Below are 21785 nucleotides of genomic sequence, written 5' to 3' on the forward strand. Positions count from 1 at the left end.
CCTGCCCGCGTTCAGCCCGGGCCATCCCGTCGCTCAGCCCGGGGCGCCCGTGGCGGCGTCGGTCATGCCGTAGCGGGGGAAGGGGCCGAAGAAGCCGTGCTCGTAGAGGCCGTAGCCGACGTGGCCGTCGTAGGTGAAGCGCCCGATGTTGTCGACCACGCCGTACTGGCCCAGACCCCTCACCGCCGCGACGTCGAGCACGTGGCCTTGCACCACCGTGTCGGGGCCCTGGTACATGCCGTGGCGCCAGTCGGCGTCGAGGCCGTAGCCGGTGCCGATCGAGATGAAGTTGGTGAGCAACGGTTCACAGGCGATCTCGACGTCTGATGCGGGGAACCGGATCGTCGACCCGGTCAGCATCCGGGTACCCGGCTTGAAGCGGTGCTCGTGCTCGGAGGGGCCCAGGTCGTCGATGCGACCATCGGGCCACACCCGCTCGGCTTGGACGAGGGGCCGGCTGCCGTCGGGGCGCTCCTGGCAGATGTAGAAGATCGCGTGGTCGTCGAAGCGCATGGGGAAGTAGCTCCACATGCCCTCCATGACGTTGACGCCCTGACGGATCCCATCGGGCTCGGGCTCGCCCACCGGGCGCACGCCCCACGAGCGGTCTCGCGAACCCCAGCACTCCTCGGGCGTCACCGTGATCTCCCGGCCGGCCACCGTGAGGGTGCCGGTCCACGAGCCCATCTGGGCCAGGCGCTGGGTGTCGAACACGACGCGGCCCTTGGCCCGCAGGTACTGCGGCGGCTCCGGAATGGCGGGCCCGAAGCCCTCCCACGTGCAGTCCATCGCCACCGAGTGCTCGGACGGCTCGACGACGAAGCGGAGCTTGCGCAGGGGCTCGATGACCTCGACCCGCAGAGGTCCGACCGACGTGTCGGCCCTGTCGACGAGCGGCTGCGAGGCCCGCACGATGTGCTGCTCGTCGCCGGCGCGCACGTCGACGAACGCGTCGGTCACGCCCAGGTTCGGGTACTGGCCGAGGCCGAAGATGGCGAACCACTCGGCGCTCCTCGGCAGCATGTTGAAGTAGTAGCGGTCGTAGAAGTTGCGGTCGCTAGTGGCGGGGTGGCGCACGAACTCCGAGGCCTGGTGCACCGGGTAGTCGTCCCAGGACGAGAGGGTCATCGGTCTGCTCCTGTTCGGCGCGACCCCGGGGGCCGCAGCGTCGTGCGCGGCGTGCGAACGTCGGTAGAACGTGTTCTACCGAGCCGTGTCGGTGTTCCTACCACCGTCGGGACGGCCCTGCCTGCGTCGGTGGGTGGTAGGGATCCGCGTGACACCTCGTCAAGACAGGCTTGGGCCGGGAGGGCGGAGGGTGTCGCGAATCCTGGTCGTTGCATCTATTGCGTCTAGTGCTACCCTCCGGTCCATGACCGACGTGCTCGAAGTGCGACCTGGTGCCGTTCGTCCCGAGGAGCTCGACGCGTTCGAGCGCGCTCTCGACTACGCCCCCCGCATGTTGGGCACCCCTCGGCTCGTCGGTCCGGACGGTGTCGAGATCGGGTTGCCTGAGGGGATCCACGCCTTGCTGGTGTCGATCGTCGAGAACCTGAAGGCAGGCAACGGGGTGTCCGTCATCCCGCTGCACGCAGAGCTCACCACGGTCGAAGCGGCCCACCTTCTGAACGTGAGTCGCCCGTTCCTGATCAAGCAGCTCGAAGGCGGCGAGCTGCCGCACCACATGGTCGGGACGCATCGCCGACTTCGGCTCGCCGACGTCCTCACCTATCGCGACCGTCTGGATGCCCAGGCCGAGGAGGCTCTCGACGCGATGGCTGCTGAGGCCGAGGATCTCGGCCTCTACGACGAGTAGCTGGTCTCCGACGCGTGGCGGGCGACGTCGTCGTGCTCGATGCCAACGTCCTCTACGGCATCGAGGTGACGGACCTGGTGGCCACCATGGCGACCCGCCGGCTGTTCCGACCGCACTGGTCACCGCAGATCCTCGGTGAGACCAGGCGGAACCTCACAACGCGACCGGACCTCGACCCTGCGGCGATCGACCGTCGGCTCGACCACCTCAACCGTGCGCTCCCAGACGCCCTGCGGGAGATCCCGCCATCCCTCATCGAGGCGATGCCCGTCAACGAGCAGGACCGGCATGTGCTCGCCCTGGCCGTCGCCGTCAGGGCGCCCACCATCGTCACCGAGAACCAACCGACCTCTGCGGCTCCTTCGGCGTGGAAGCGATCAGCTCTGATGCGTTCGTCCTCGCCCAGATCCACCTCCACCGCGATCAGGTGATTGCAAGCATCGACGCCATGGCAGCCCGGCGACGGCGCCAGCCCAAGACCCCCGCCGAGATCATCCGACGCCTCAGCCGGCACATTCCCGAGGCGATGGCAGCGCTGGGGACGAACAGGTGACCACCCACCGCCACCGCCTGATCTCTTGAGGCAGGTGAAGGATCTCCTTCGTTGGGAGTCCGCTCACCGTAGGGTCGCGACGGTGACCGCCGACGCCCTCGTCCTGCCCGGCTGTGCCACCCCCATCGCGCCCCTGGGCCTGGGGACCTGGGCCTGGGGCGACAAGGCCACCTGGGGCATGGGCGGCTACGACACCGAGCTCACCGAGGAGCGCATCGCCGAGGCCTGGGCCGCCACCCTCGACGCCGGGGTGACGCTCGTCGACACAGCCGAGGTGTACGGGGGCGGGGAGAGCGAGCGCATCATTGGCCGCCTCCTGGCGCGCGACCCCGGACGGCGGGCGTCGGTGGTGCTGGCCACCAAGTTCATGCCGCTGCCCCAGAAGCTGGCCGTGAAGGGAGCGCTGCGCTCGGCCCTGCTGGCCTCCATCGAGCGGCTGGGGGTCGAGCGAGTCGACCTCTACCAGCTCCACGGGCCTATCAGCCTCCGCTCCAAGGGGGCCCTGGCTGAGGCGCTGGCCGCGGTGGTGGACGAGGGGTTGACCCAGGCCGTCGGCGTCTCGAACTACTCCGCCCCCGAGATGGAGCGCATCCACACCGCCCTGGCCGGCCAGGGCGTCCCGCTGGCCTCGAACCAGATCGAGCTCTCATTGCTGCGGCGCCGGCCCGAGACCGGAGGGCTGCTCGCCGCCTGCCGGCGCCTGGGCGTCGTGCCCCTCGCCTACTCCCCCATCGGCCAAGGCCGCCTCACCGGCAAGTACTCCGCCGCCCACCCCCCGCCGGCCAGCCGCACCTTCTCGGCCCACCCCATGGAGGAGGTCGACCGGGTCGTCGACGTCCTCCGCCGCATCGGCGTCGCCCACGACGACCGCACGCCGAGCCAGGTGGCCCTGCGGTGGATCATCGAGAAGGACGCGGTGCCGATCCCGGGGGCCAAGAGCGCCGAGCAGGCGGAGCAGAACGCCGGCGCCCTCGGGTGGTCGCTCACCGCGGCCGAGGTGAGCGAGCTCGACGCCGTGGCCCTCGAGGGCACCCGCACGCTCCAGCAGCGCATCTGGCAGCACGGCTGACGCCAGCCGCCGACGCCCGACACCCGAAGGACAGGTGGCGGGCCTCCTCGGTGACGTGGATGCGCATGATGCGCTCGATCAGGTGGCCTTCGGGCGGGCCGGGCGGGGGAGCTCGCCCGCGCCCAGAGACGTACCTGTGGGTCCGTCAGATCAGGCCCGCTCCCCGCCGTCGGGGGGATCGGGCTCCGGCAGTGAGGCTGCCGCGTCAGCCGGACCGGGCTCCAGCGGCGAGCCGGGAGGTCGGACCGACGGCGGGCTCGGGTCCGCCCCGTCCTGCGACGACGGTGCGGTGGAGACCAGGCTGCGGGGGACGCCCTGCTCCTGCGCCTCCTGGTCGACCTGCTCCGGCATCGGCCGCGCCTTCGGGGCGCTGGGGGCCCAGGGACGAAGGTTCTGGGCGGTGGACTCGTAGAAGTCATCGAGGACTCCGAGGACCGACCCGATGAAAGACCCTCGACCCTGTCCACGCTTGGCGCCCATCGGCGCCGCGTGCACCAGGCGGAAGGCGCGCAGCTCCTTCTTTGGATCACTCACGAGGAGACCGGGATCGGCGCGCGCGTCCCGCAGCAGCTCCGAAGAGGCAATGGACCGTCCATTGACCAGGAACGTGTCGATGCGGAGCCCGTCCGGGGCGTCCTTCAGCTGGCGGAGGAGCCAGTTGACCCGCGTGAGGGGCCGGCCCTCACGAGGAGCATCCACCGTGACCGAGCACATGACCCGTTGCGCTCGGAGGTCAGCGGTCAACGTCAGCGGCGCCACCGCGCCCGGAATGCGGATGTCGCGCTGCATCCGCCCGTTCTCGGCGAGGTCGGCGACGATCAGCTGGTTGCAGAGCGCCGGATCGGCCGCTTCCCGGCGAGACAGTGCCGGCTGGACCTCGACACCGAGCCGCTGCCCGTGGGAGAGGCACGCGTAGCGAACGAGCTGGTCCCAGCGCAACGCCACCCGCGGCGCGCTCTTGTCCCTGGGATGCAGTGTTCCGGCTTCGACCGCGTTCCGCACGGTGACCCAGTCGTCGCCCATGTCGTCGAGCCCCAAGGCGCCGGACCGAGGGTGCTCCAGGTAGCGCACGAGCTCACCGAGGATCCATGCCTGGTCGGGATCCGCGACCCCACGGTGCACCTTCTGCATCACCGCCGCGGTGAGGACCTCGGTCCACGACAGGTGATGCAGCGCCACTCGCTTCAGCTTGCGGCGATCGACGGTGGTCGGGTGGAGGCCCGGTGCCGGCGCCAGCTCGTTGGAGATCGTCAGCAGGGCATCGAAGCCTTCGGCGCGCGCCACGTCGAGGTAGTCCTCGAGCTGCTGCTGCGCCAGCTCGTTGGTGCCGGTCTTGACCTCGAGGAGGCAGGTCCAAGTGCGCTTGCCTCGTGAGACCCGGATCAAGCCGTCGGGAAACACTCGGCGCTCCTGCAGCTCGAACGGCACCTCGATGAAGGTGTTGAGCGCGCCGGACGGTGCACCGAGCGGCTTGGTCACCGCCGATCCGAACTCGCGAACCGCCGCCATCACCGCGAGGAGGGCCGAGGTCGCCCGCCGCTCCTGTTCCTCGGCACCGTTGATCCCCGACGTCGGGATCAACCGGGCTGCATGCCAGCTCTCCTCCGCCATGTGCTTCCCTCTCCGACGAGTGGCGCGCAGGTTAGCGAACCGTTCGGCCGCCGTGGCGGTGACCGACGGCCTCATCCATGGACCTGCGATACCACGGCGCCGCCGCAGGTCGAGCCTCGGCGCCCGGCGGCCGAGGCCGGACCGTTCCTCAGGGTCCGAGGGTGGCGGGGGCAACTGCGAGGTGCTCGGCGGTGGCGCCGGCATGAAGCCGGCGGTCCCACACGGCGACGACGAGGTCGGAGGTGTCGAGGCTCGAGTCGAAGTACACTAGCGCCATCGTTCAGCGCCGCTGCTCGCTGACGATGTCAGCCACCGGGCGACGAGACCGAGGACGGGCTCGGCCCGCCGCCCGAGGCCGGTGGGGCTGTTCGGGCGCGGCGATCACACCCTGTTCAGCCAGGCGTTCCAGGGTCGCGGTGGTGGTGAGCCCCAGCAACCGGGCGACCGGCACGCCGCGTTCGGTGATGACGACCTCCTGTCCCTCACGGACACGCTCGAGCCAGTCACTGAGGTGAGCTCGCAGATCGGTCACGGCAACGTCCATCGCCAAAGCGCACAGAAGACTGAAGACCGAGACGTACGGTTGTCCCGGTGAGACACCACCGGCGGTCCGTGCTGACGGCTCCCCCGGGCCACCACGTCCGGTGCGGGCCCGGGGTCCACCGCGACGTCGTCGTCAGGTCGCGGTCAGGCCGAAGGACCGCCACAGCCGGCCGAAGGGCCGGCGCAGCAGCCCCAGCTCCTCGCACAGCGAGCGCACCTTGCGCAGCGACTCGGCGGTGGCGGTGCGGTGGTCGGGGTTGTCGGTGTACGCCGCCGTAATGACCTCGGAGGGGATCTCGTAGCGGGCGACGAGCTGCGGCGAGGGCTTCAGCATCAGCTGGGCCATGCCGGCGAGGATCGTGGGCGCTCCGACGGCCAGGACGGCGGAGCGGACGGGGCCCAGGCCGGGGACGTTGCGCTTCAGGTAGTGCCGGGCGAAGGACAGGTGGCGGGCCTCCTCGGTGACGTGGATGCGCATGATGCGCTCGATCAGCGGGTGCAGGTCGTCGCGGCGCAAGGCCTGGCGCTGGACGTGGTCGATCGGGTCCTCGCCGCCCAGCACGAAGACGAAGAACAGCTCCGGGAACCACCGTCCCAGGTGGATGACGAGCCGGGCGCCGAGGCGATCGAGCGGGCCCAGGCCCTTGGCGTCGAGCCCGGACCGGTTCACGAACTCCTGGAACATCACGGCGTGCTGGGCCTCCTCGATGACCTCGTGGTAGGCGTAGCGGAACTCGGCCGACCGGTTGGGTAGGGCGCTGGCGAACTCCAGCAGGCCGCGCTTGAGGATGCTCTCGAACTCGAGGCCGGCCTTCATCTTGGAGGCGACCGACTCGCAGCCCAGTCGGGCCCGGGTCGCCGCCGGCAGGGAGCGGTACCAATCGGTGGCGCCGAGCGGGTCATCGGCCGAGAGCTCCCACCGGGGGTCCTCGGGGTCGAGGTGCATCTCGGGGTCGTCCCAGGCGATGTCGGCGTACGCGTCGAAGTGCTTGGTCACCGACTGGCGGTTGAGCCGGGCGAGCAGGCTCTCCCAGGCGGCGTCGCCGCTCACCTCCGACGGGGTGTCCTCGGTGACGGAGGTAGGGGTGGTGGTCATGGATGCTCCTCGGGGGCGGCGGGGCGGCGGTCGACGAGCTGTCGGGCCACCCCCTTCAGGATCTCGATCGGGCTGGTGTCGACGGGCTGGACGAGGGCGCGCAGGGCGACGCCGTCCATCACCGCGAAGGCGAAGCCCATGCCCTCGGCCAGGAAGCCGGCGTCGGGGTACTCCTCGGGCGGGAACAGCTCGGCGAACAGCTCCTGGGAGCTGGCGGTGAACTGGTCGCCCATGGCCGCGACCGACACGGCCAGGTCGGCGTCGGCGGGCCGCGACCCAGAGTTCGGCGTAGGCGACGAAGGTGGGGCCGGAGAACGCCGACCACAGCAGGTCGATGGCGGCATCGAGGCGGTCGCGGCCCATCTCGAGGTCGGCCATCTCCTTGCGGAACTCGGCCTGGCGGCGCTCGAGCACGTGGCCGACCGCGGCGGTGAGCAGGTCGGCCTTGGTCGGGTAGTGGTGCAGCATCGCCCCGAGCGACACGCCGGCCCGGTGAGCGATCTCGGTGGTCGTGGTGCCCCCGAAGCCCCGCTCGACGCAGACACCAGGCGCCTGCCTCGCCCCCGGCATGACACGCTGGCCCTCCGACGAACCGCCCACCCGCGTGGGCGGACCCCTCTGGAGCTGGTCATGACCGAACCGCACCCGACGCCCCCGGCCCCCGAGACCGCCCCGTGACGTCCTCCATCACGGGGCGCACCGCCCTCGTCACCGGCGGCGGCACCGGCATCGGCCTCGGCGCCGCCACCCGCCTGGCCGCCGACGGCGCCCACGTCGCCATCTGCGGGCGCACCGCCGCCACCCTCGACGCCGCCGTCGACAAGGTCACGCCGCTCGTGGGCGAGGGCGGGTCGATCCGCTCGATCGTCGCCGACATCACCGTCGAGGACCAGGTCGCGGCGGCCGTCGCCTTCGCCACCGAGCCCACCAGCGGGCTCGACATCCTCTTCGCCAACGCCGGAGGCTCGGCCCACATGGGCCCCTTCGCCGAGGCTGACGCCGCCGCCGTCCGAGCCACGGTCGACCTCAACCTGGTGGGCACCATCCTCTGCATCAAGCACGCGGTGCCCGCCCTGCGCGCCGCCGGGGGCGGTTCGATCGTCGGCATGTCGTCGGGCGCCGGCGCCTTCCCCCACCGCTACCTGTGGGCCTACGGCGCAGCCAAGGCCGGCATCGACATGGTGTGCCGGAGCGCGGCCGAGGAGCTGGGGGTCGACGGCATCCGCGTCAACACGGTGCAGCCCGGCATCGTCGATGACGAGCTGATGTCGTTCATCACCGGTGGCGGTGCCCTGCTCGACGACTACATCGAGGGCATGCCCCTCGGCCGCGTCGGCCAGGTCGACGACATCGCCGAGGCCGTCCGCTTCCTGGCCGGCCCCGAGTCGGGCTGGATCACCGGCGTGAACCTGCCCATCGACGGCGGCCACCACCTCCGCCGGGGCGCGGACTACTCCAAGCTCTTCGGCTGAGACCGGCGGCCCAGGACACCGACCACACCGAACCGGTCGCGGATCCCGTCCCTCCACCGACGTCGATCGGGACCACCTCGGCCGTGGGGACCGCTCAGGTGGCACGCCTCGCGGGCGGTCAACCCCGGACGGTGGTGGTGGTCTCGGTGGCCTCTGCCACCTGGTCCTCGGTGAAGGCCACGGCCCGCCACTCCTTGGCCGAGAACGCCTCGGTGGCGGCGAGGTAGGCGGGGGCGTCACGGTCGGAGGTGTTGGCGTAGGTGAGGAACACCTGGGCCTCGGGGCCGTCGTCAGTGAAGGCGAGGGCCATCATGAACGACGTCCCGTAGTTGATCCGGTAGCCGGTGCCGTCGGCGCCGCTGCCGGTGACGACGGCCAGGCTCGACCCGTCGACGACCGGCTCGCGCTCGATGGCGCGCAGGGCGGGGTCGAGGATCGAGCCGCTGCCACCCCACGACACGATGTTGGTGGTGCCGTCGTCGGAGCCACCCCCGTGGATGGGGACGAGGGTGCCGTTGCGCTCCGCGACCTGGACCTCGCCCAACGGCACGTCGACAGCGAGCCCCGCCGCCTCCAGGATCTGGACGGCGCGGGCCAGGTTCTCCAGCAGCGGGTCGCTCGCCTCGTCCGGCGCCGGCGCCAGCCCGCTCGGTGTCGCCACCGGGTCAGCCGGGTCGAAGGCCTCGGCCCAGAGGCCGCCCGCATCGGCGAGGTCGTCGGACGAGTAGCGGCCCATGAGCTCGCGCCAGACCGGGGGACCGACCGACTCGAGGTCGTAGGTGCCGTCCCACCCGTCGAGGACAGTGCACGCCTCGGTGACGTCGATGGTGCCGGCGGGGAGCTGCTCGACCTCCTCGTCGTCGAGCAGCGCGGCCACGGTGACCGGCGCCGCGCCGCGGCACCGCTCCACCACGGCTTCGCGGAGGGCCCGGGAGGTGAACCCGGTGTTCTGCACCGCGGCGGCGGCCAGCTCGTCGAGCGAGAAGGCCCCGTCGTCACCCGACGGACCGGCGGCGGTGGTGTCGTCGAGCACGGTCGCGTTCTCACGGGTCCGGGGCGAGCGAGGCGTCTCCTGACGCCCGTGCAGCGGTGAGAAGTCGCCGGCCAGCAGCTCGGAGGCGTGGGCCATCCAGAACGAGTCGTTGGCGTTGAACACATAGTCGTCGCGCTCGAGTACCGGCATCTCGTCGTAGGGCACCAGCCCCGGGTCGCGGGCGCCGTCGACCTCCTCCCACTCGAACATCGGATCAGAACCGTCGAGGAGCACGGCTCCGGCATCGGCCGCGGCGGCGACGAGCGGGTCGGCGTCGAGTGACGTCTCGTAGGCCGCGAGGGCGTCGTCGGAGAGCTTGGGCGTGGCCGAGGTGTCGGCGTACCAGGCCCGACCGTCGGCGGAGGTGGCGACGGTGTTGAACAGCGGGATGCCGCTGACGTCGCGGTGGATGGCGATGAACTCGTCGAGGTCGTCGGCCTGCATCATCGCCAGGTACTGCTCGAAGAACTCGTCGTTGTCGATGTTGGCGTCGCGGAGCGTGATGGCCTGCTCGGCGGTCCACCCCACGCCGGGGAAGTCGAGCACGGGGCCGTAGTGCGTGCTCCACAGCGTGCGGGTCTCCTCGGTGAGCTCCCCGTCGTCGCCCATGACCTCGACGGTGACGTCCTCGGAGGTCATCTCCCGTTCCTCGTCGCCGTAGCGGTAGGACGTGGGCGTGCCGGGGACGAGGTCGATGCTGTAGGCGGTGAAGCGGTTGCCGGCGGAGACGGTGTGGGTCCAGCCGAAGGTCTCGGTGAAGCCGATGCCGATGCCGGGCAGGCCCGAGAGCTGCACGCCGTAGATGTCGAGCTCGCCGGGGACAGTGAGGTGGACCTCCCAGAACCGGAGCTCGCCCTCCCAGGGGAAGTGCGGGTTGGCGACGAGCATCCCGCCGCCCTCGGCGGCCCGCTCGGCGCCGATGGCCCAGCCGTTGGAGGCGAGGGGCGCGTCGTCGGTGCCCAGCGAGGTGAGGGCCGCCTGCGGCTCGGCCCCGGCCCCGGCGTCGTCGTCGCGAGCCTCGGTGGGTGGTACTGCGGTCCCGAGCAGATCGGAGACGGCGCCGCTCGAGGCCTGGAGGGCGATCGAGCGGGCGTAGGCGTACACCTCGACGGGCTCGACCGGCTGCACCCACTCCTCGCCCGCGCACCACTCGTCGATCCCGTCCGCGCCGACCTCCGCGAGGTGGGCGTTCCACCCGTCCGCGTAGGCGGTGACGAGCTGGCGCACCTCGTTCGACGCATCGGCCCAGTCGGCCTCGGCCCGGTCGCGGATCCCGATGGCCCGCCAGGACAGGTCGGAGGCCAGGTTGGCGTCCTCCTCGCCGGCGCCGAACCAGCGCGAGCGCTCGCCGTTGATCTTCACGACCTGGTCGGCGAGGTCGCAGGTGCGGTCCTCACCGCTGGCCCAGCCCTGGCCGAACGACAGACCGGCGAGGTCGTCAGCGGTGATGTGAGGAACCCCCTCGGCGCTGCGCCGGATGGTCGCCTGGTACTCCTCGCCGTCGCCGAGGACCGTGCCCTCGGGCGCGTCGGCCCCCGACCGACCGGCGTCCCCGGCGTCCTGGCCGGCGTCGCCTCCGTCGCCGTCGCCGCTGCCGTCGCCGTCGCCGGAGCAGGCGGCGGTGACCACGAGCAGCGCACAGAGCACGACGGCCAACGGGGGCCGGGCCCACCGGGGAGACGGAGCAAAGGGGGTGCGGCGAGGGGGCATGGCCGGCCACCGTACCGACGCGCCACCGTCGCGTCAGGAACCGTTCACCTCGAGCCACTCGGGCCCCGCAGGGTCGCGAAGCATCTCGGGCGGCTCACATATGGGATACCATATGGCAATGGCTCGACGCGAAGTCCTGGTCCAGCTCGACGACGACCTCGTCATGGCACTCGACACCATGGCGACCCGCCTCGGCACCAACCGATCCGAGCTCCTCCGCCGCGGCGCCCAAGCGGTGATCGCGGCCGAAGAGCTCGCAGTCGCGGATGGCGAGCTCATGGCCGCCTACCGACGCCAACCGGCCGATCCCGCGCTGATCCAGTCCTCCCGGCGACTTGCGACCGAGACCGCTCCCGCGTGGTAGCCCGCAACGACATCTTCTGGGCTGACCTCGGCCCGCCGGCCGGACGACGCCCCGTCTGCGTCCTCACCCGAGACGCAGCGATCCACGTGCTGACCGCGGTCACGTGCGCTCCGATCGCGCGCACGATCCGGGGCATCCGCTCCGAAGTGGAGATCGGCCCCGAGCAGGGTCTTCGCGAACCATGTGTCGTCAGCTGCGACAACGTCATCACCGTGCCGGTCAGCGCACTCGACGACGAACCCGTCGGACACCTCGATGAGCTCGTGCGGGCCGCCCTCGATCGGGCCCTTCGCTACGCGGTCGACATCGTCTACTGACCGACAGGCACGGCATCCATGCCCCTGATCCGGGGGCAACGGGACGAAGCAACATCGGACGGCCGTCCGGCGCCTTGCTTGCCGTCATGTGGTTCGCCACCAAGTGTCCCGATCGGCGCTTGCCGTCTTCGGTGATCCGGAGCAACGTCGCGCCCGTACTCGTCGTGCTGAACGGTCCCATCGCCGCGGGGAAGAGCACGCTCGCTGCGTGCCTGGCGGACGAGATCCGAGCCGCCGACCACTCCGTCGCCGTGGTCGGGCTCGACGAGGTGTTCTTCATGGTCCGCGGCCTGTCGAACGCATCGCTGGACGATTGGTGGGACCTGGCCCGCGCCGCCCACTCGAGGCTCGTTCGCGCCTTCATCAGCTCCGGCGTCGAGGTGGTGATCGTCGACGGTCCGTTCCACGACGACTGCGAGAGGCGGATGCTGCTCGCCGATCTCGGCCTGGACCACGCGCCGGTGTGGATCACGCTGGTCGTGTCCTACGAGGAGGCCCGGTGACGCGTCGCCGGCGACGAGACCCGAGGGCTCTCGAAGGACCCCGACTTCCTCCGCACGGCACACGACAGCTTCTGGTCCGGGCACCGATCGTCGGGTGACCCGGGTCCCACCTTCGACACCGGCGAGATCTCGTCTCGTGAGCTCACCCGCACGATCATCCCGGACGTCCTGGACGTGATCCGCAGCGCCGATGAACGGCCCCGCTCGCGCTCCACCACTCACCTCGGGCCTCCGGTTCAGCAGCCGGACGCGGAGCCATAGATCGCCGTGGTGAAGCGCTCGCGGGCCAGCGCGTCCCACATCGATCGCCACGCAAGGCCCGGATCCTCGGGGCGATCGGCCGGACGGCGCAGCCCGCGGAAGATCGTCGCATCGGCGCTCGGCCACCGGGTCGTCGGCCGACTCACGCGTCGACGGCAAGACGAGCGCGCCTGGGTGCGCGGCAGCCAGCTCGCGCCAGAAGGCCGACGCCGGTCCAGACGCCGGTCAGAGCATCCCGATGAAGTCCTAGCTCTGCAGCCGTCACCCGTTGAACCGCCCAGGATCACGCGTGTTCCGACGATGTCGCGCCACGGAACCTCTGGGTGGGCCATCTTGACCTCGACAGAGAGCTTCGACGCGGCTTCGCCGAGCACCTCGATCCATCGTTGGGCAGCAGCCTGAACCACCGGATCAGTATCCAGTCGATGAGGATCCGTCGCGTGTTCGATGATGAGGTCGCACATCTCGACCATGTCGAGGGGAGGTCGCGATCCGCTCTCACAGGTCCACTGCGTCGGCCAGCACGCGCTCGGCGACCCGAGGCCGAAGCCCGGCCTCGGTGGTCACATCGACATCGCAACCGAGGAGCTCCCTGAGGTCCATCAGCAGACCACCGAGATCGAACAGACTGCGCTGCTCATCGAGGTCCACCAGGAAATCGATGTCACTGGTCTCAGAGGAATCGCCACGAGCAACCGACCCGAACACTCGCACCCGTCGCGCGCCGCGAGCCTCGGCCACTCGGAGGATCTCATCACGTTGATCGCGCAACTCGGTCAGCACCGGGACGGCCACATAGATCAGGCTACGCAGTGCGGGTCGGAGGTCACCGCGAACTGGATCGGCATGCGCCCGATCACCTGACCGGGGAGTGCAAGCCCGCTCCTTTCGCACTCGGCCATGCTCGTACCCATCCCGCAGCGGGCCACAGTCGCCAGCCGTCATCCACCGCCGCGCTGGAAGTCTGCGGTCGAGTTCTCGTGGGGGAAGGGTGCGTCCGGCACGTCGACGCCGAGCGCGTCGCACAACGGTGACCACCCGTCACCCGGCTGCCATTCGATGAGGCGCTGCGGTTCGACGTCGGCCCTGACGCTGGCGTTGTGCCGCTCGTAGGCAGCCATGGCCGCGTCGGGGTCGTCGATCGCCGTGGTGAAGCGCTCGCGAGCCAGCTCGTCCCACATCTCTCGCCACGCGACACCGGGGCCCTCGGGCCGATCGGCCGGGCGCCGCAGTCCGCGGAAGATCGTCGCATCGGCGCTCCGCCACCACGTTGCGGCCGACTCACGCGTCGACAGCAGGACGAGCGCGCCCGGGTGCTCCGACGCCAGCTCGCGCCAGAACGCTGCTGCCGGCCAGTCCACCGCGGCACCGAAGCCGTCGAGCACAGCGCGCCAGTCGACAGGCTCACCGAGTGCGGCACGGCGCCACGCGTCCAGGTGGATCGGCCGGTCGAAGGTCTCGACCATGTGGTAGCAGGGACATTCGAGCAACCGCTCGAGCGCCACCTTCAGCGAGCTCGTACCCGTGCGGCCGAGGCCGGCGCCCACGACCGCAAGGCTCATGACCCCACCCTTGCCCATGGCCGCCTACGGGCCTGCACGCGGCCGCAAGCGGTTCGCCCGGACCAGGGTGGAGTACCGGCCGATCGTGTGATAATCAGCCCCGAGCGCAGCCATGGCGGCGCGGATGCCCGGTCCGTCGTCGCTCTCCCAGACGCACAGCGGCGCGTCGAGGTGCTCCGCCGGCGGCCCGGGTCACCTGGTGGCGAGGTCCGGGTTCTCGGCGAGCGATCGCACGAAGGCGGCGGTCGTCCCGACTGAGGAGGCCGCCGAGCAGCCGGCGGCATTCGTCCTGGGGCACCGTGAGCGCCCCCGAAGCGCCCGTCGAGGACGCGCCGGTCCGCCGTCAGCGAGTTTCCACCGATGGCTCGCCGTCGCCGGCAACGACATCGGGCCGGACGATGTGTTCGCAGCCGGTCACGGCCTCGCGCACGGCGGCCTCGTCGCGGAGGTCGCCCCCGGTCGCCATGTCGAAGGGGCGCACCCTCCAGCCCTCGTCCACCAGTCGGCGACGAGCCGAGCGGCCCACCTGACCGGCGGCCCCGGTCAGCAACACGGTGCGCACCGGCCCATCCTCGCCGACTCGCCCGACGTCCGACCTCGTCCGAGCTCTGCTGCGGTCGAAGCCGTCGGCGTCGGTGCTACAGCCTCCGGGGGTGCGCCTCGTCGCCGCGGGCCCACTCGTCGACCTCCGGGCGCGAACGCTGGGCTCGACCCGACCGAGCCGGGCCTATCGTCGGGACATGGCCAGGATCGCTGCTCCCGAGCGCGACGCCTACTTGGCTCGGCTCGGGCTCGAGGCGGAGCCTCCATCGGTGGCCGCGCTGTTCAGGATCCACCGAGCGCACGTCGAGCGCGTGCCGTACGAGACCCTGTGGATCCACCTCGGCGAGCGCTGGGGAGTTGGCGTCGGCGAGTCCGTGGCCCGCATCGCCAGCCAGCGGCGCGGCGGGTACTGCTTTCACCTCAACGGTGCGCTCGGTGAGCTCCTGCGGGCCCTCGGGTACGACGTCCGAACCCATGTCGGTGGTGTGCACGGCCCGGGTGGTGCGACCGATGCGGAGATGACCAACCACCTGGTCCTGACGGTCTGGGGCATGCCGACGGACGCCAACCCGGACGGCACCTGGTACGTCGACGCCGGGCTCGGCGACGCCCTCCACGAGCCCCTCCCCCTGCTCGCCGGCCCCTACGACCAGGGCCCATTCCACCTCCTGCTCCACGAGACGCCGGGCGAGGTGGGCGACTGGCACCTCACCCACGATCCAGCGGGCGGCTTCGCCGGGATGGCGTGGCGGTCGGCGCCCGCCGAGACCGATGCCTTCGCCGCCCAACACGCCTGGCTGTCGACGTCGCCGGAGTCCGGGTTCGTGAAGGTGCTGACGGTGCAGCGACGTGACGCCACGGGCGTCGACATCCTGCGTGGCCTGACCCTCGCGCGCGTCGGCGACGGGGCCGCCGAGTCGACCCTCGCCACGCGAGACGAGCTGACCGACGTCCTCGGGGACCTCTTCGGCCTCGACCTCGGCCCGGTGGACCGCAACGGCCGGCAGACGCTCTGGGCCAAGGTCCACGCCGCCCACGAGGCGTGGGAGGCCGCCGGCCGGCCGTAGGCGCCCGCGCGTCTGGGCGTCCGCCGGGAAAGCGGCCGCGGCGCCGTCGGCTCAGGTCCGGGCCGCGAGCAGCGGGGCGCCGTCGCCCGAGAGCTGTGCGGCGTGGGCCGTTCGCCCGAGGATGACGCCGCTGAGGGCGAGGGCCGGGCCCGACACGACGGAGTCGCCGGTGCCCACCCGAAGCTCGACGTCGGTTGCGTCGAGCACCAGGCCCTCGATCGAGGGGGCACCGAAAGCCCTCCGAGCCTTGGGACCGGCGACGACGGTCAGTACGGCGCGCAGGGCGTCGGGATCGTGGGTGACGGAGCGGCCGAGGGGCGCCAGGATGTCAGCGCCGTGGACGACGACGTCGGTGAGCGGCGCTTCGGGCCCAAAGCCGGGCGGTGTGAACCGGTCCTCGGCGTGGTCGTGCAACGCGGCCACGCAACTGGCGGGATCGAGCCGCTCGGCCTGCTCATGGGAGAACCGATCCATGGCGCGGTCGATGTTGCCCCTCTCCTTCGCCAGGCCGACGAGGAACCGCGGCTTGCTCACCGACCACGGCAGCGTGAGGTGCGCCGCCACCACGTGGTTCGTCCATCCCGCGCACAGCGACGCCTGCTTCCACTCCGCCGCCGTGAGGCCTTCCAGCTCGTCGGCCAGGCGTCGTCGTTCGGCTGCGACCAGCCCGAAGAGGTCCATGGCCGGAGCATAGGGCCGGACGGCCGGGTCGAACCGGCCTCATCGGGGGGCTCAGGTCCACCGGCTGCGACATCACCATCACCGCGCCACAGCACGAGCAGGTCTCGATCGGCTCTCACAGGTTCTACCTCGCAGCCGCAGCCCGGTTCGTCGGGACCCCGACTCGGAGCTACCGGATGATGGTGCGGTAGTCGGCCCCGAGCGCAGCCATGGCGGCGCGGATGCTCGGTCCGTCGTCGCCCTCCCAGACGCACAGCGGCGCTCCGAGGTGCCCCGCCGCGGCCACTGCTTCGGCGCCGAGGCTCGAGACCCGGTGGGCATCGGCGACCAACGCCATGCCGTAGGCCAGCGTTCGGATCGGCACGATCTGAATGTGCTCGGACAGCGTGACGAGACCGGCTCCGAGCGCTCTGCGGCGCTGGCTCGGCCAGGTACCGGTGAGCGCGCCACCGCGTGCCGAGACGACGCTCTTGCACAGACGGAGGAGGTAGAGGTTGGTCGTCGCCGGCTCGTGATCCTCGAGCACCACTGCGAGGTCAGCGCTGACGTCGTCAGCCGAGCAGGTCGCGCAGCAAGTGGTCGTCGAGGAGCGCTCTGGTCACGTGGTGGCGAGGTCCGGGTCGTCGGTGAGCGACCTCACGAACGCGGCGTGGTCGTCCCGACTGAGGAGATCGCCGAGCAACCGGCGGCCTTCGCCGTGGGGCACTGTGAGCACCCCGAAGCCCAGGTCGATGACGTCGACCGGGCCACCGTCATCGAGGTCCCACCGATGCCGTACGGCCGCCGGCAACGACATCTGGCCCGACGATGACACGAGGTACTCCTGGAGCCCGTTCATGGCGGGATGCAGCCTATTTGGTGGCGTGTGGCTGGTCACCAGGTTCTCTGATGCAGATGCACACGCGGGCCATGCCCGCGACGTCCGTCGATCCTGCGCGCGCCGCCGAGGGGCGTTGGACCTTTCGGGAGGGCTGCCCGTCGCTCCAGGGCGAGGACGCGGAGGCCACCGTGATCCTGCAGCCATGCAGGCGCCGGACTGGCATCGTGTCGCATGCGGGCTCTGACGACGAGGTCACGGAGACCAACCGACATCGACGAGTGCGTTGCTCTCCTGCGACGCGTTCATGAGCAGGACGGCTACCCCACCCATTGGCCGAAGGATCCTCGCCGCTTCGTCGCGCCACCGTACGAGCGAAAGGCCTGGGTGGCGGATCTGCAGGGCACCGTGGTCGGCCACGTTGCCCTCCACGACCCGGGACAAGACCCCGCGTGCGCCGTCGCCCGTGAGGCTGCGGGCGTGGCCGAGGATCGGCTGGCGGCCGTGGGCCGGCTCTTCACCAGCGTCGAGCATCGACGACAACACGGGGGCGACCGGCTGCTGGAACAGGTCACCGCCGCAGCGCACCGCAACGGACAACGTCCCTTCCTGAACGTCGTGCAGCACCTCACCCGGGCGGTGGCCCTCTACCAGCGCCACGGGTGGACCGATCTGGGCCCGCTCACGATCGCGTTCGCCGACGGGACCAGCCTCGAGACCTTCGTCTTCCTCGGCCCGACCCCGTCGTGAACGGGCCGGTCAGGGCGACACGACGAGGTCAGCACAGGCGGTCGCGCGATGAGAGGTCGCCCCCCCGTCGCGTGACCGCTTCGACCCCGAACTGGGGTCCGCAACGATCGTCAGGACGACCAAGGCGTGCCCCAGTTGGCCTGCGAGTCGAGCAGCGGGGAAGGGGCTTTGAGATCGGTGCCGCTGACCCCCGGGCCCCCCGCCACTGCGCCGGGAGCGGAACGTCGGGCGCGGCCGCATCGAGGCCGGCTGCCATGCTGACCTCGTGGCCTTCGATCCCGACACCGTCGGCACCGGTCCGGCCCGCCGGGTGCACGACTTCCCGGCCGGCTGCGACCGCCTGGTGGCCTCCAGCGTCGGCATCGTCCACACGTGGGTCCGAGGCGAGGCGATCTGGGCCGACGGCGCCGCGGTACCCGGCGTCGCCTCAGGCCGGCTCCTGCGCGGCGGGGCCTGATGTCGGCCCGGCGCGAGGAGATCGTCGAGATCGCCAGGGGCCTCTTCGCCCGCAAGGGCTACACCACCACCTCGATGCGCGACATCGCCCTGGCGTCCGACCTCCTGGCCGGCAGCCTCTACTCGCACTTCCGGTCGAAGACGCACCTGCTCGAGCTGGTGATCCTGCCGTTCTACGACGAGCTCATCCCCGGCCAACGGGCCGCCCTGGAGAGCGGAACCACCGGGGCCGAGGCCATGGAGGCGATGCTGCGCCGGGTGCTGGCGGTGTGCGCCGAGCACGACGCGGTGCTGACCATCCTCCACTACGACTGGGCTCACCTGGCCGGCATCGACGAGCTGGCCGACGTGATCGCCCGCAGCAACGAGACCCTCGACCTGTGGGAGCAGGTCCTGGCTCGGGGCCAGGCCGACGGCTCGCTGCGGGCCGAAGTCAGCCCGGCCACTGCGGTGCGGATCATCACCAGCGGGATCCACGGCGTGCTCGACCGCCGCCGGTTCGGCACCCGCGAGCACCTCCAGGCCGACCGCAGCCTCGACCAGCTGGCCGACGAAGTCGTCGCCTCCCTCATCGGCGGCCTCCGCACCGCCCCCACCACCGCCCCCATCTGACCCGCCGCCGCGCCCGGGCGTCTCCGTAGCACCCGTGCTACGGTGTGACGTCATGGCCCGGGAGATCAGCCAACGAGAGCTCCGGAACGACAGCGGCGAGATCATGCGTGGTCTCGACCGCGGCGCCTCCTTCGTCGTCACGCGCAACGGCGTACCAGTCGGCGAGCTGCGGCCGATCCGGAGGGACCAGTACGTCCACACCGCCGTCGCCCTCGCCACCTTCCAGGGTGCGCCCGCCATCGATGGGCGCCGCTTCCGCGACGACGTCGATCGGATCCTCGACCAGGACCCGTTCCCACGTGGCTGAGGGCCACGATCGAGGCCTGCTCGACACGTCCGTCGTCATCGACCTCGAGCACCTCGACGCCTCGGTGCTGCCCCGCCAGCTCGCCATCTCGAGCCTGACCATGGCCGAACTGGCGGCCGGGCCACACGTCGCCGCCGACGCCGCGGAACGGGCCCGGCGTCAGGATCGCCTCCAGCGGGCCGAGGCGACGTTCGACCCCTTGCCCTTCGATGACGCCGCGGCGCGCGGCTACGGCCTCGTCTACGCCGCCGTCGCAGCCGCGGGTCGCAAGGCGCGCGGTGCCCGAGCCGTCGACCTCCTCATCGCCGCGGTGGCGGTCGCCCACCGTCTCCCCCTCTACACCCGCAACCCCGACGACGTGATGGCCCTGGACGGCTTGGTCGAGGTGGTCGCCGTCCCCTGAGCCGGTCCGAAGGTGTTCAGGCCAGCTGGCTCCTGACGTCCTGGAGGTGGTGGCGCACCTCGTGCACCGTGTGTACGGCCACCCACCGCATCGACCGCTCGGTGCGAGCCGGGAAGTTGTAGACGACGGTACGTTCCCAGCCGTCAGGGCCGAGGCGAGCGAGCACGTTGGCCAACAGCATCCCGGCGTCGACGAGCTGGCGGGCCACGTCGTCGGCGACCTGGTCGGCGTAGCCGTCGTGGTCAACCCGCTCATCGCGGCCCATCGGCGTGAACGCCGGCCGGTCCGTGCGGCGCGCCTCCAGCACTCGCTCACGCTGGACCACCAGCACGTCGCGCAGGTGGCAGCCGTACTCCAGGGGGGACCACTGATCGGGCTCGACGCGGGTCGCGAGGTCGATGCCACCGCGGCGCAGCAGGGCAGCCAGCTCCTCGACCCCCCGCACGATGTCGGCGCCGGCGTCCGTCGCAAGGCCCAGGTCGTAGACGAACCCACAGCCGTCGCACCGGTCCACCGCCCGAACGGTACCCGAGCCGACCCGCCGGGTCGCCCCGCTCCGTCGGCTGCGCTCCCCCGACCTAAGCGACGCCTGTGACGCGGCCGCCCTCCGCGGTGGTGTACCGCCCCTTCGAGAGGTCGATGAGAACGAGGACGTTGCCGAAGGGGTCCCGCACGACGGCGATCCGTCCGACGGGGACATCGGAGGGCCCGGCCAGGAGGTCCCCGCCCGCCGCTCGGAACTGCTCGGCGGCGAGGGCGACATCATCGACGAGCCAGTTCGGCTCGTAACCGTGCCGGGTCGTGAGCACGATCTCGGTGTCGCTGTCGGGCACGGCGATGCCGGCCTGACCGATGGCGTCGTTGCGCCAGTTCAGCGTGTGACCGAGAGCCTCGACGTAGAAGGCGATGCCGCCGTCGAGGTCGGGGACATGCAGCGTGACAGCATCGACTTTCCGCAAGGTCGGCATGCGACCGACTGTGAGCGATGGCCGCCCGATGCGCAACAGGTGGGTCTGCGGACCGTCGGCGCCGGCGGGCAGTCGCACGGCGGACCGCGGAGTCGGCATGCTGATCCGGTGACATCTGCCGCCGATCCCCCGGACATCGCGTGGGCGGGCGTGACCATCGACTGCCGGGAGCCCGAGCGAACGGCGACCTTCTGGTCGACGCTGCTCCGCACCGAGGTGCGCCCTGCCGGTCCCGGCCGTGACGGCTGGTACCGCCTCGGGCCTGCGGTCCGCGGCGGCCCGGTCATCACCTTCCAGCCCGTGCCGACCAGAAAGTCGGCAAGGTCCGCCTCCACCTCGACCTCTGGGTCGACGACCTCGACGCTGCGGTGCGGCGCATCGAGGGCATCGGCGGCCGTCGTGCGGGTGGTCGCGAGGTCGTGCCCGGCCGGTGGTCCATCGTCGTGATGACCGATCCGGAGGGCCACGAGTTCTGCCTGATCTCAGCCGATCACCCCTGATCGCCGGTTGCCGGCGGCAAGTGGTGCAAACGCAACGAGCGGGACCCTCATCGACGCCGCCCGGGTGCTGCTCGAGAGGGGCGCCACCTCCGTCCTCGCCGCGGTGTCGCAGGCGCTCCTGACACCGGAGGCGTGCCGACGACTCGACGACAGCCCGATCACCCGGCTCTACGTCACCGACGCCGTCCCGCTCCTCGGCGAGAGCGACAAGGTCGAGGTCGTGTCGGTCGCCGGGCTCTTCGGTGAGGCGATCCGCCGCATCGCCCAGCGCGAGAGCATCAGCGTCCTGTTCGAGTAGAGCCGAGGAGCGGGTGGCTCGGCCGGGCCGGTGTCAGGGCCAGGCGTGCCAGGCCAGGTGCTCGATCACGATCACCGCGCCGGGCGGGCGCAGGCTGCGGTACTGCGGGTACTTGGCCGCCAGGGCGTCGAGAGCAGTCTCGCGCTCGGGCCCGGCGGTGACGACGCGCGCCGTGCCGTCGACCCGGACCCACCAGAGCTGAGTCCAGTCCGCGTCGTCGTAGCGGTCGACCAGCAGGCTCAACGCCGGGTGGGCTCGGATGTTGTCGAGGCGGCGCAGTGCGGTGGTCGACTTGGGCTTGGCGTCGACGGCGGAGACGATCGCGTCGCCCACCAAGGCGAAGCAGCACGGCACCATGTGGGGCCTGCCCTCGGGGGTGATGGTGGCCAACCGGCCCACGCGAGCGGCCTCAACCCGTGCCCGCGTCATCGCCTCGTCCATCACCCCACTGTGCCCGGGCGCGGGACCGGAGG

At 71.3% G+C, this 21785-nt stretch carries 30 protein-coding genes and 3 pseudogenes; 15 read left to right on the top strand and 18 right to left on the bottom strand.

Annotated elements, in window-relative coordinates; translation table 11 throughout:
* Positions 1-33 precede the first annotated feature (33 nt).
* A complete protein-coding gene (locus tag VNL12_RS02960; protein WP_325591367.1) occupies positions 34-1128 on the bottom strand; it encodes a hypothetical protein in 1095 nt (364 codons plus the stop codon).
* A gap of 244 nt (positions 1129-1372) precedes the next feature.
* On the opposite strand from VNL12_RS02960, the gene VNL12_RS02965 reads away from it, so the two are divergent.
* The 3 genes from VNL12_RS02965 to VNL12_RS02975 all read left to right on the top strand — a co-directional run bounded on the left by VNL12_RS02965 (position 1373) and on the right by VNL12_RS02975 (position 3438).
* On the top strand, positions 1373-1816 hold the full coding sequence (locus tag VNL12_RS02965) for an excisionase family DNA-binding protein (RefSeq protein ID WP_325591369.1): 444 nt from the start codon (positions 1373-1375) through the stop codon (positions 1814-1816).
* Between the two features lie 14 nt (positions 1817-1830).
* The gene (locus VNL12_RS02970) at positions 1831-2247 is read left to right on the top strand and encodes a PIN domain-containing protein (RefSeq protein ID WP_325591370.1); all 417 of its coding nucleotides are present in this window, start codon (positions 1831-1833) and stop codon (positions 2245-2247) included.
* 204 nt (positions 2248-2451) lie between these two features.
* Entirely contained in the window at positions 2452-3438 is a 987-nt protein-coding gene (locus tag VNL12_RS02975; protein WP_325591371.1) for an aldo/keto reductase, read from the top strand.
* Between the two features lie 150 nt (positions 3439-3588).
* On the opposite strand, the gene VNL12_RS02980 is transcribed toward VNL12_RS02975, so the two are convergent.
* The 6 genes and pseudogenes from VNL12_RS02980 to VNL12_RS21140 form a co-directional block, all read right to left on the bottom strand.
* Positions 3589-5049 carry a hypothetical protein gene (locus VNL12_RS02980; protein ID WP_325591373.1) on the bottom strand — a complete coding sequence of 487 codons (1461 nt, stop codon included), beginning with the start codon at positions 5047-5049 and terminating at the stop codon, positions 3589-3591.
* 148 nt (positions 5050-5197) lie between these two features.
* Positions 5198-5317, bottom strand: a pseudogene (locus tag VNL12_RS02985) (VapC toxin family PIN domain ribonuclease); the annotation flags it as partial.
* 12 nt (positions 5318-5329) lie between these two features.
* Positions 5330-5593 (bottom strand): type II toxin-antitoxin system prevent-host-death family antitoxin, encoded by a 264-nt coding sequence (locus VNL12_RS02990; protein ID WP_325591376.1) that lies wholly within the window; start codon positions 5591-5593, stop codon positions 5330-5332.
* A 132-nt stretch (positions 5594-5725) separates the two neighbouring features.
* Positions 5726-6688 carry a diiron oxygenase gene (locus VNL12_RS02995; RefSeq protein ID WP_325591377.1) on the bottom strand — a complete coding sequence of 321 codons (963 nt, stop codon included), beginning with the start codon at positions 6686-6688 and terminating at the stop codon, positions 5726-5728.
* A complete protein-coding gene (locus VNL12_RS03000) occupies positions 6685-6921 on the bottom strand; it encodes a hypothetical protein (RefSeq protein ID WP_325591378.1) in 237 nt (78 codons plus the stop codon). The genes VNL12_RS02995 and VNL12_RS03000 overlap by 4 nt, the downstream gene beginning before the upstream one ends.
* A 244-nt stretch (positions 6922-7165) precedes the next feature.
* Positions 7166-7258, bottom strand: a pseudogene (locus VNL12_RS21140) (hypothetical protein); the annotation flags it as partial.
* A gap of 104 nt (positions 7259-7362) precedes the next feature.
* On the opposite strand from VNL12_RS21140, the gene VNL12_RS03010 reads away from it, so the two are divergent.
* Positions 7363-8160 carry an SDR family oxidoreductase gene (locus tag VNL12_RS03010; RefSeq protein WP_325591381.1) on the top strand — a complete coding sequence of 266 codons (798 nt, stop codon included), beginning with the start codon at positions 7363-7365 and terminating at the stop codon, positions 8158-8160.
* A gap of 118 nt (positions 8161-8278) precedes the next feature.
* Here the strand turns inward: VNL12_RS03010 and VNL12_RS03015 are convergent, their stop codons facing one another.
* Positions 8279-10903, bottom strand: a complete 2625-nt coding sequence (locus VNL12_RS03015; RefSeq protein WP_325591382.1) for a penicillin acylase family protein — start codon at positions 10901-10903, stop codon at positions 8279-8281.
* 118 nt (positions 10904-11021) lie between these two features.
* Between VNL12_RS03015 and VNL12_RS03020 the strand changes: the two genes are divergently transcribed.
* The 3 genes from VNL12_RS03020 (at position 11022) to VNL12_RS03030 (ending at position 12087) form a co-directional block, all read left to right on the top strand.
* Positions 11022-11267 (top strand): ribbon-helix-helix protein, CopG family, encoded by a 246-nt coding sequence (locus VNL12_RS03020; RefSeq protein WP_325591384.1) that lies wholly within the window; start codon positions 11022-11024, stop codon positions 11265-11267.
* Positions 11261-11584 (top strand): type II toxin-antitoxin system PemK/MazF family toxin, encoded by a 324-nt coding sequence (locus VNL12_RS03025; RefSeq protein WP_325591386.1) that lies wholly within the window; start codon positions 11261-11263, stop codon positions 11582-11584. Before VNL12_RS03020 ends, VNL12_RS03025 begins: the two co-directional genes overlap by 7 nt.
* Positions 11585-11748: 164 nt before the next feature.
* Positions 11749-12087, top strand: a complete 339-nt coding sequence (locus VNL12_RS03030; protein WP_325591388.1) for an AAA family ATPase — start codon at positions 11749-11751, stop codon at positions 12085-12087.
* A gap of 236 nt (positions 12088-12323) precedes the next feature.
* Here VNL12_RS03030 and VNL12_RS03035 read toward each other — a convergent pair whose 3' ends face one another.
* The 4 genes from VNL12_RS03035 to VNL12_RS03050 form a co-directional block, all read right to left on the bottom strand.
* Positions 12324-12812 carry a DUF86 domain-containing protein gene (locus tag VNL12_RS03035; protein ID WP_325591390.1) on the bottom strand — a complete coding sequence of 163 codons (489 nt, stop codon included), beginning with the start codon at positions 12810-12812 and terminating at the stop codon, positions 12324-12326.
* Positions 12813-12846: 34 nt separating this feature from the next.
* Positions 12847-13143 (bottom strand): nucleotidyltransferase family protein, encoded by a 297-nt coding sequence (locus tag VNL12_RS03040; protein WP_325591391.1) that lies wholly within the window; start codon positions 13141-13143, stop codon positions 12847-12849.
* A gap of 146 nt (positions 13144-13289) precedes the next feature.
* Positions 13290-13910 (bottom strand): sulfotransferase family protein, encoded by a 621-nt coding sequence (locus VNL12_RS03045; RefSeq protein WP_325591393.1) that lies wholly within the window; start codon positions 13908-13910, stop codon positions 13290-13292.
* A 343-nt stretch (positions 13911-14253) separates the two neighbouring features.
* Positions 14254-14472 carry an NAD-dependent epimerase/dehydratase family protein gene (locus VNL12_RS03050; RefSeq protein WP_325591395.1) on the bottom strand — a complete coding sequence of 73 codons (219 nt, stop codon included), beginning with the start codon at positions 14470-14472 and terminating at the stop codon, positions 14254-14256.
* 178 nt (positions 14473-14650) lie between these two features.
* On the opposite strand from VNL12_RS03050, the gene VNL12_RS03055 reads away from it, so the two are divergent.
* Positions 14651-15520: an arylamine N-acetyltransferase family protein gene (locus VNL12_RS03055; protein ID WP_325591397.1), complete on the top strand. Its 870-nt coding sequence runs from the start codon at positions 14651-14653 to the stop codon at positions 15518-15520.
* A gap of 51 nt (positions 15521-15571) precedes the next feature.
* On the opposite strand, the gene VNL12_RS03060 is transcribed toward VNL12_RS03055, so the two are convergent.
* From VNL12_RS03060 to VNL12_RS03070, 3 genes are all read right to left on the bottom strand, one after another.
* Positions 15572-16201 (bottom strand): maleylpyruvate isomerase family mycothiol-dependent enzyme, encoded by a 630-nt coding sequence (locus VNL12_RS03060; protein ID WP_325591399.1) that lies wholly within the window; start codon positions 16199-16201, stop codon positions 15572-15574.
* Positions 16202-16370: 169 nt separating this feature from the next.
* Complete coding sequence (locus VNL12_RS03065) at positions 16371-16727, bottom strand: hypothetical protein (RefSeq protein ID WP_325591401.1); 357 nt, start codon at positions 16725-16727, stop codon at positions 16371-16373.
* A gap of 72 nt (positions 16728-16799) precedes the next feature.
* Positions 16800-17039, bottom strand: a complete 240-nt coding sequence (locus VNL12_RS03070) for an AbrB/MazE/SpoVT family DNA-binding domain-containing protein (protein WP_325591403.1) — start codon at positions 17037-17039, stop codon at positions 16800-16802.
* 213 nt (positions 17040-17252) lie between these two features.
* Between VNL12_RS03070 and VNL12_RS03075 the strand changes: the two genes are divergently transcribed.
* The 5 genes from VNL12_RS03075 to VNL12_RS03095 all read left to right on the top strand — a co-directional run bounded on the left by VNL12_RS03075 (position 17253) and on the right by VNL12_RS03095 (position 19546).
* A complete protein-coding gene (locus VNL12_RS03075) occupies positions 17253-17768 on the top strand; it encodes a GNAT family N-acetyltransferase (RefSeq protein ID WP_325591404.1) in 516 nt (171 codons plus the stop codon).
* Between the two features lie 265 nt (positions 17769-18033).
* Complete coding sequence (locus VNL12_RS03080; protein WP_325591406.1) at positions 18034-18225, top strand: hypothetical protein; 192 nt, start codon at positions 18034-18036, stop codon at positions 18223-18225.
* Positions 18225-18836: a TetR/AcrR family transcriptional regulator gene (locus VNL12_RS03085; RefSeq protein WP_325591407.1), complete on the top strand. Its 612-nt coding sequence runs from the start codon at positions 18225-18227 to the stop codon at positions 18834-18836. The genes VNL12_RS03080 and VNL12_RS03085 overlap by 1 nt, the downstream gene beginning before the upstream one ends.
* A 52-nt stretch (positions 18837-18888) precedes the next feature.
* Positions 18889-19143: a hypothetical protein gene (locus VNL12_RS03090; protein ID WP_325591409.1), complete on the top strand. Its 255-nt coding sequence runs from the start codon at positions 18889-18891 to the stop codon at positions 19141-19143.
* Complete coding sequence (locus VNL12_RS03095; RefSeq protein ID WP_325591411.1) at positions 19136-19546, top strand: PIN domain-containing protein; 411 nt, start codon at positions 19136-19138, stop codon at positions 19544-19546. The genes VNL12_RS03090 and VNL12_RS03095 overlap by 8 nt, the downstream gene beginning before the upstream one ends.
* 16 nt (positions 19547-19562) lie before the next feature.
* Here the strand turns inward: VNL12_RS03095 and VNL12_RS03100 are convergent, their stop codons facing one another.
* Both VNL12_RS03100 and VNL12_RS03105 read right to left on the bottom strand, forming a co-directional pair.
* Positions 19563-20060, bottom strand: a complete 498-nt coding sequence (locus VNL12_RS03100; protein WP_325591412.1) for a DinB family protein — start codon at positions 20058-20060, stop codon at positions 19563-19565.
* A 64-nt stretch (positions 20061-20124) separates the two neighbouring features.
* The gene (locus tag VNL12_RS03105) at positions 20125-20514 is read right to left on the bottom strand and encodes a VOC family protein (RefSeq protein ID WP_325591414.1); all 390 of its coding nucleotides are present in this window, start codon (positions 20512-20514) and stop codon (positions 20125-20127) included.
* Here VNL12_RS03105 and VNL12_RS20785 point away from each other — a divergent pair.
* Together VNL12_RS20785 and VNL12_RS03110 are read left to right on the top strand one after the other, a co-directional pair.
* Positions 20476-21014: pseudogene (locus VNL12_RS20785) on the top strand (VOC family protein). The gene VNL12_RS03105 and the pseudogene VNL12_RS20785 sit on opposite strands and share 39 nt — an antisense overlap.
* 7 nt (positions 21015-21021) lie before the next feature.
* Positions 21022-21312 carry a hypothetical protein gene (locus VNL12_RS03110; RefSeq protein WP_325591416.1) on the top strand — a complete coding sequence of 97 codons (291 nt, stop codon included), beginning with the start codon at positions 21022-21024 and terminating at the stop codon, positions 21310-21312.
* Between the two features lie 33 nt (positions 21313-21345).
* Here VNL12_RS03110 and VNL12_RS03115 read toward each other — a convergent pair whose 3' ends face one another.
* Positions 21346-21753 carry a TIGR03668 family PPOX class F420-dependent oxidoreductase gene (locus VNL12_RS03115; protein WP_325591418.1) on the bottom strand — a complete coding sequence of 136 codons (408 nt, stop codon included), beginning with the start codon at positions 21751-21753 and terminating at the stop codon, positions 21346-21348.
* Between the last annotated feature and the right edge of the window lie 32 nt (positions 21754-21785).

Origin of the sequence: Iamia sp., from assembly GCF_035575815.1 — a bacterium.
Taxonomy (GTDB): Bacteria; Actinomycetota; Acidimicrobiia; order Acidimicrobiales; family Iamiaceae; genus Iamia.

What these genes read in the sequence shown, in the direction of transcription:
- VNL12_RS03085 (WP_325591407.1), top strand. Translation starts at nt 18,225, where the DNA reads ATGTCGGCCCGGCGCGAGGAGATCGTCGAGATCGCCAGGGGCCTCTTC.
- VNL12_RS03035 (WP_325591390.1), bottom strand. Translation starts at nt 12,812, where the DNA reads ATGTGCGACCTCATCATCGAACACGCGACGGATCCTCATCGACTGGAT.
- VNL12_RS03075 (WP_325591404.1), top strand. Translation starts at nt 17,253, where the DNA reads ATGCGGGCTCTGACGACGAGGTCACGGAGACCAACCGACATCGACGAG.
- VNL12_RS02990 (WP_325591376.1), bottom strand. Translation starts at nt 5,593, where the DNA reads ATGGACGTTGCCGTGACCGATCTGCGAGCTCACCTCAGTGACTGGCTC.
- VNL12_RS03090 (WP_325591409.1), top strand. Translation starts at nt 18,889, where the DNA reads ATGGCCCGGGAGATCAGCCAACGAGAGCTCCGGAACGACAGCGGCGAG.
- VNL12_RS03020 (WP_325591384.1), top strand. Translation starts at nt 11,022, where the DNA reads ATGGCTCGACGCGAAGTCCTGGTCCAGCTCGACGACGACCTCGTCATG.
- VNL12_RS03115 (WP_325591418.1), bottom strand. Translation starts at nt 21,753, where the DNA reads ATGGACGAGGCGATGACGCGGGCACGGGTTGAGGCCGCTCGCGTGGGC.
- VNL12_RS03045 (WP_325591393.1), bottom strand. Translation starts at nt 13,910, where the DNA reads ATGAGCCTTGCGGTCGTGGGCGCCGGCCTCGGCCGCACGGGTACGAGC.
- VNL12_RS02980 (WP_325591373.1), bottom strand. Translation starts at nt 5,049, where the DNA reads ATGGCGGAGGAGAGCTGGCATGCAGCCCGGTTGATCCCGACGTCGGGG.
- VNL12_RS03105 (WP_325591414.1), bottom strand. Translation starts at nt 20,514, where the DNA reads ATGCCGACCTTGCGGAAAGTCGATGCTGTCACGCTGCATGTCCCCGAC.
- VNL12_RS02965 (WP_325591369.1), top strand. Translation starts at nt 1,373, where the DNA reads ATGACCGACGTGCTCGAAGTGCGACCTGGTGCCGTTCGTCCCGAGGAG.
- VNL12_RS03000 (WP_325591378.1), bottom strand. Translation starts at nt 6,921, where the DNA reads ATGGGCGACCAGTTCACCGCCAGCTCCCAGGAGCTGTTCGCCGAGCTG.
- VNL12_RS03060 (WP_325591399.1), bottom strand. Translation starts at nt 16,201, where the DNA reads ATGGACCTCTTCGGGCTGGTCGCAGCCGAACGACGACGCCTGGCCGAC.
- VNL12_RS03055 (WP_325591397.1), top strand. Translation starts at nt 14,651, where the DNA reads ATGGCCAGGATCGCTGCTCCCGAGCGCGACGCCTACTTGGCTCGGCTC.
- VNL12_RS03015 (WP_325591382.1), bottom strand. Translation starts at nt 10,903, where the DNA reads ATGCCCCCTCGCCGCACCCCCTTTGCTCCGTCTCCCCGGTGGGCCCGG.
- VNL12_RS02995 (WP_325591377.1), bottom strand. Translation starts at nt 6,688, where the DNA reads ATGACCACCACCCCTACCTCCGTCACCGAGGACACCCCGTCGGAGGTG.
- VNL12_RS02960 (WP_325591367.1), bottom strand. Translation starts at nt 1,128, where the DNA reads ATGACCCTCTCGTCCTGGGACGACTACCCGGTGCACCAGGCCTCGGAG.
- VNL12_RS03070 (WP_325591403.1), bottom strand. Translation starts at nt 17,039, where the DNA reads ATGAACGGGCTCCAGGAGTACCTCGTGTCATCGTCGGGCCAGATGTCG.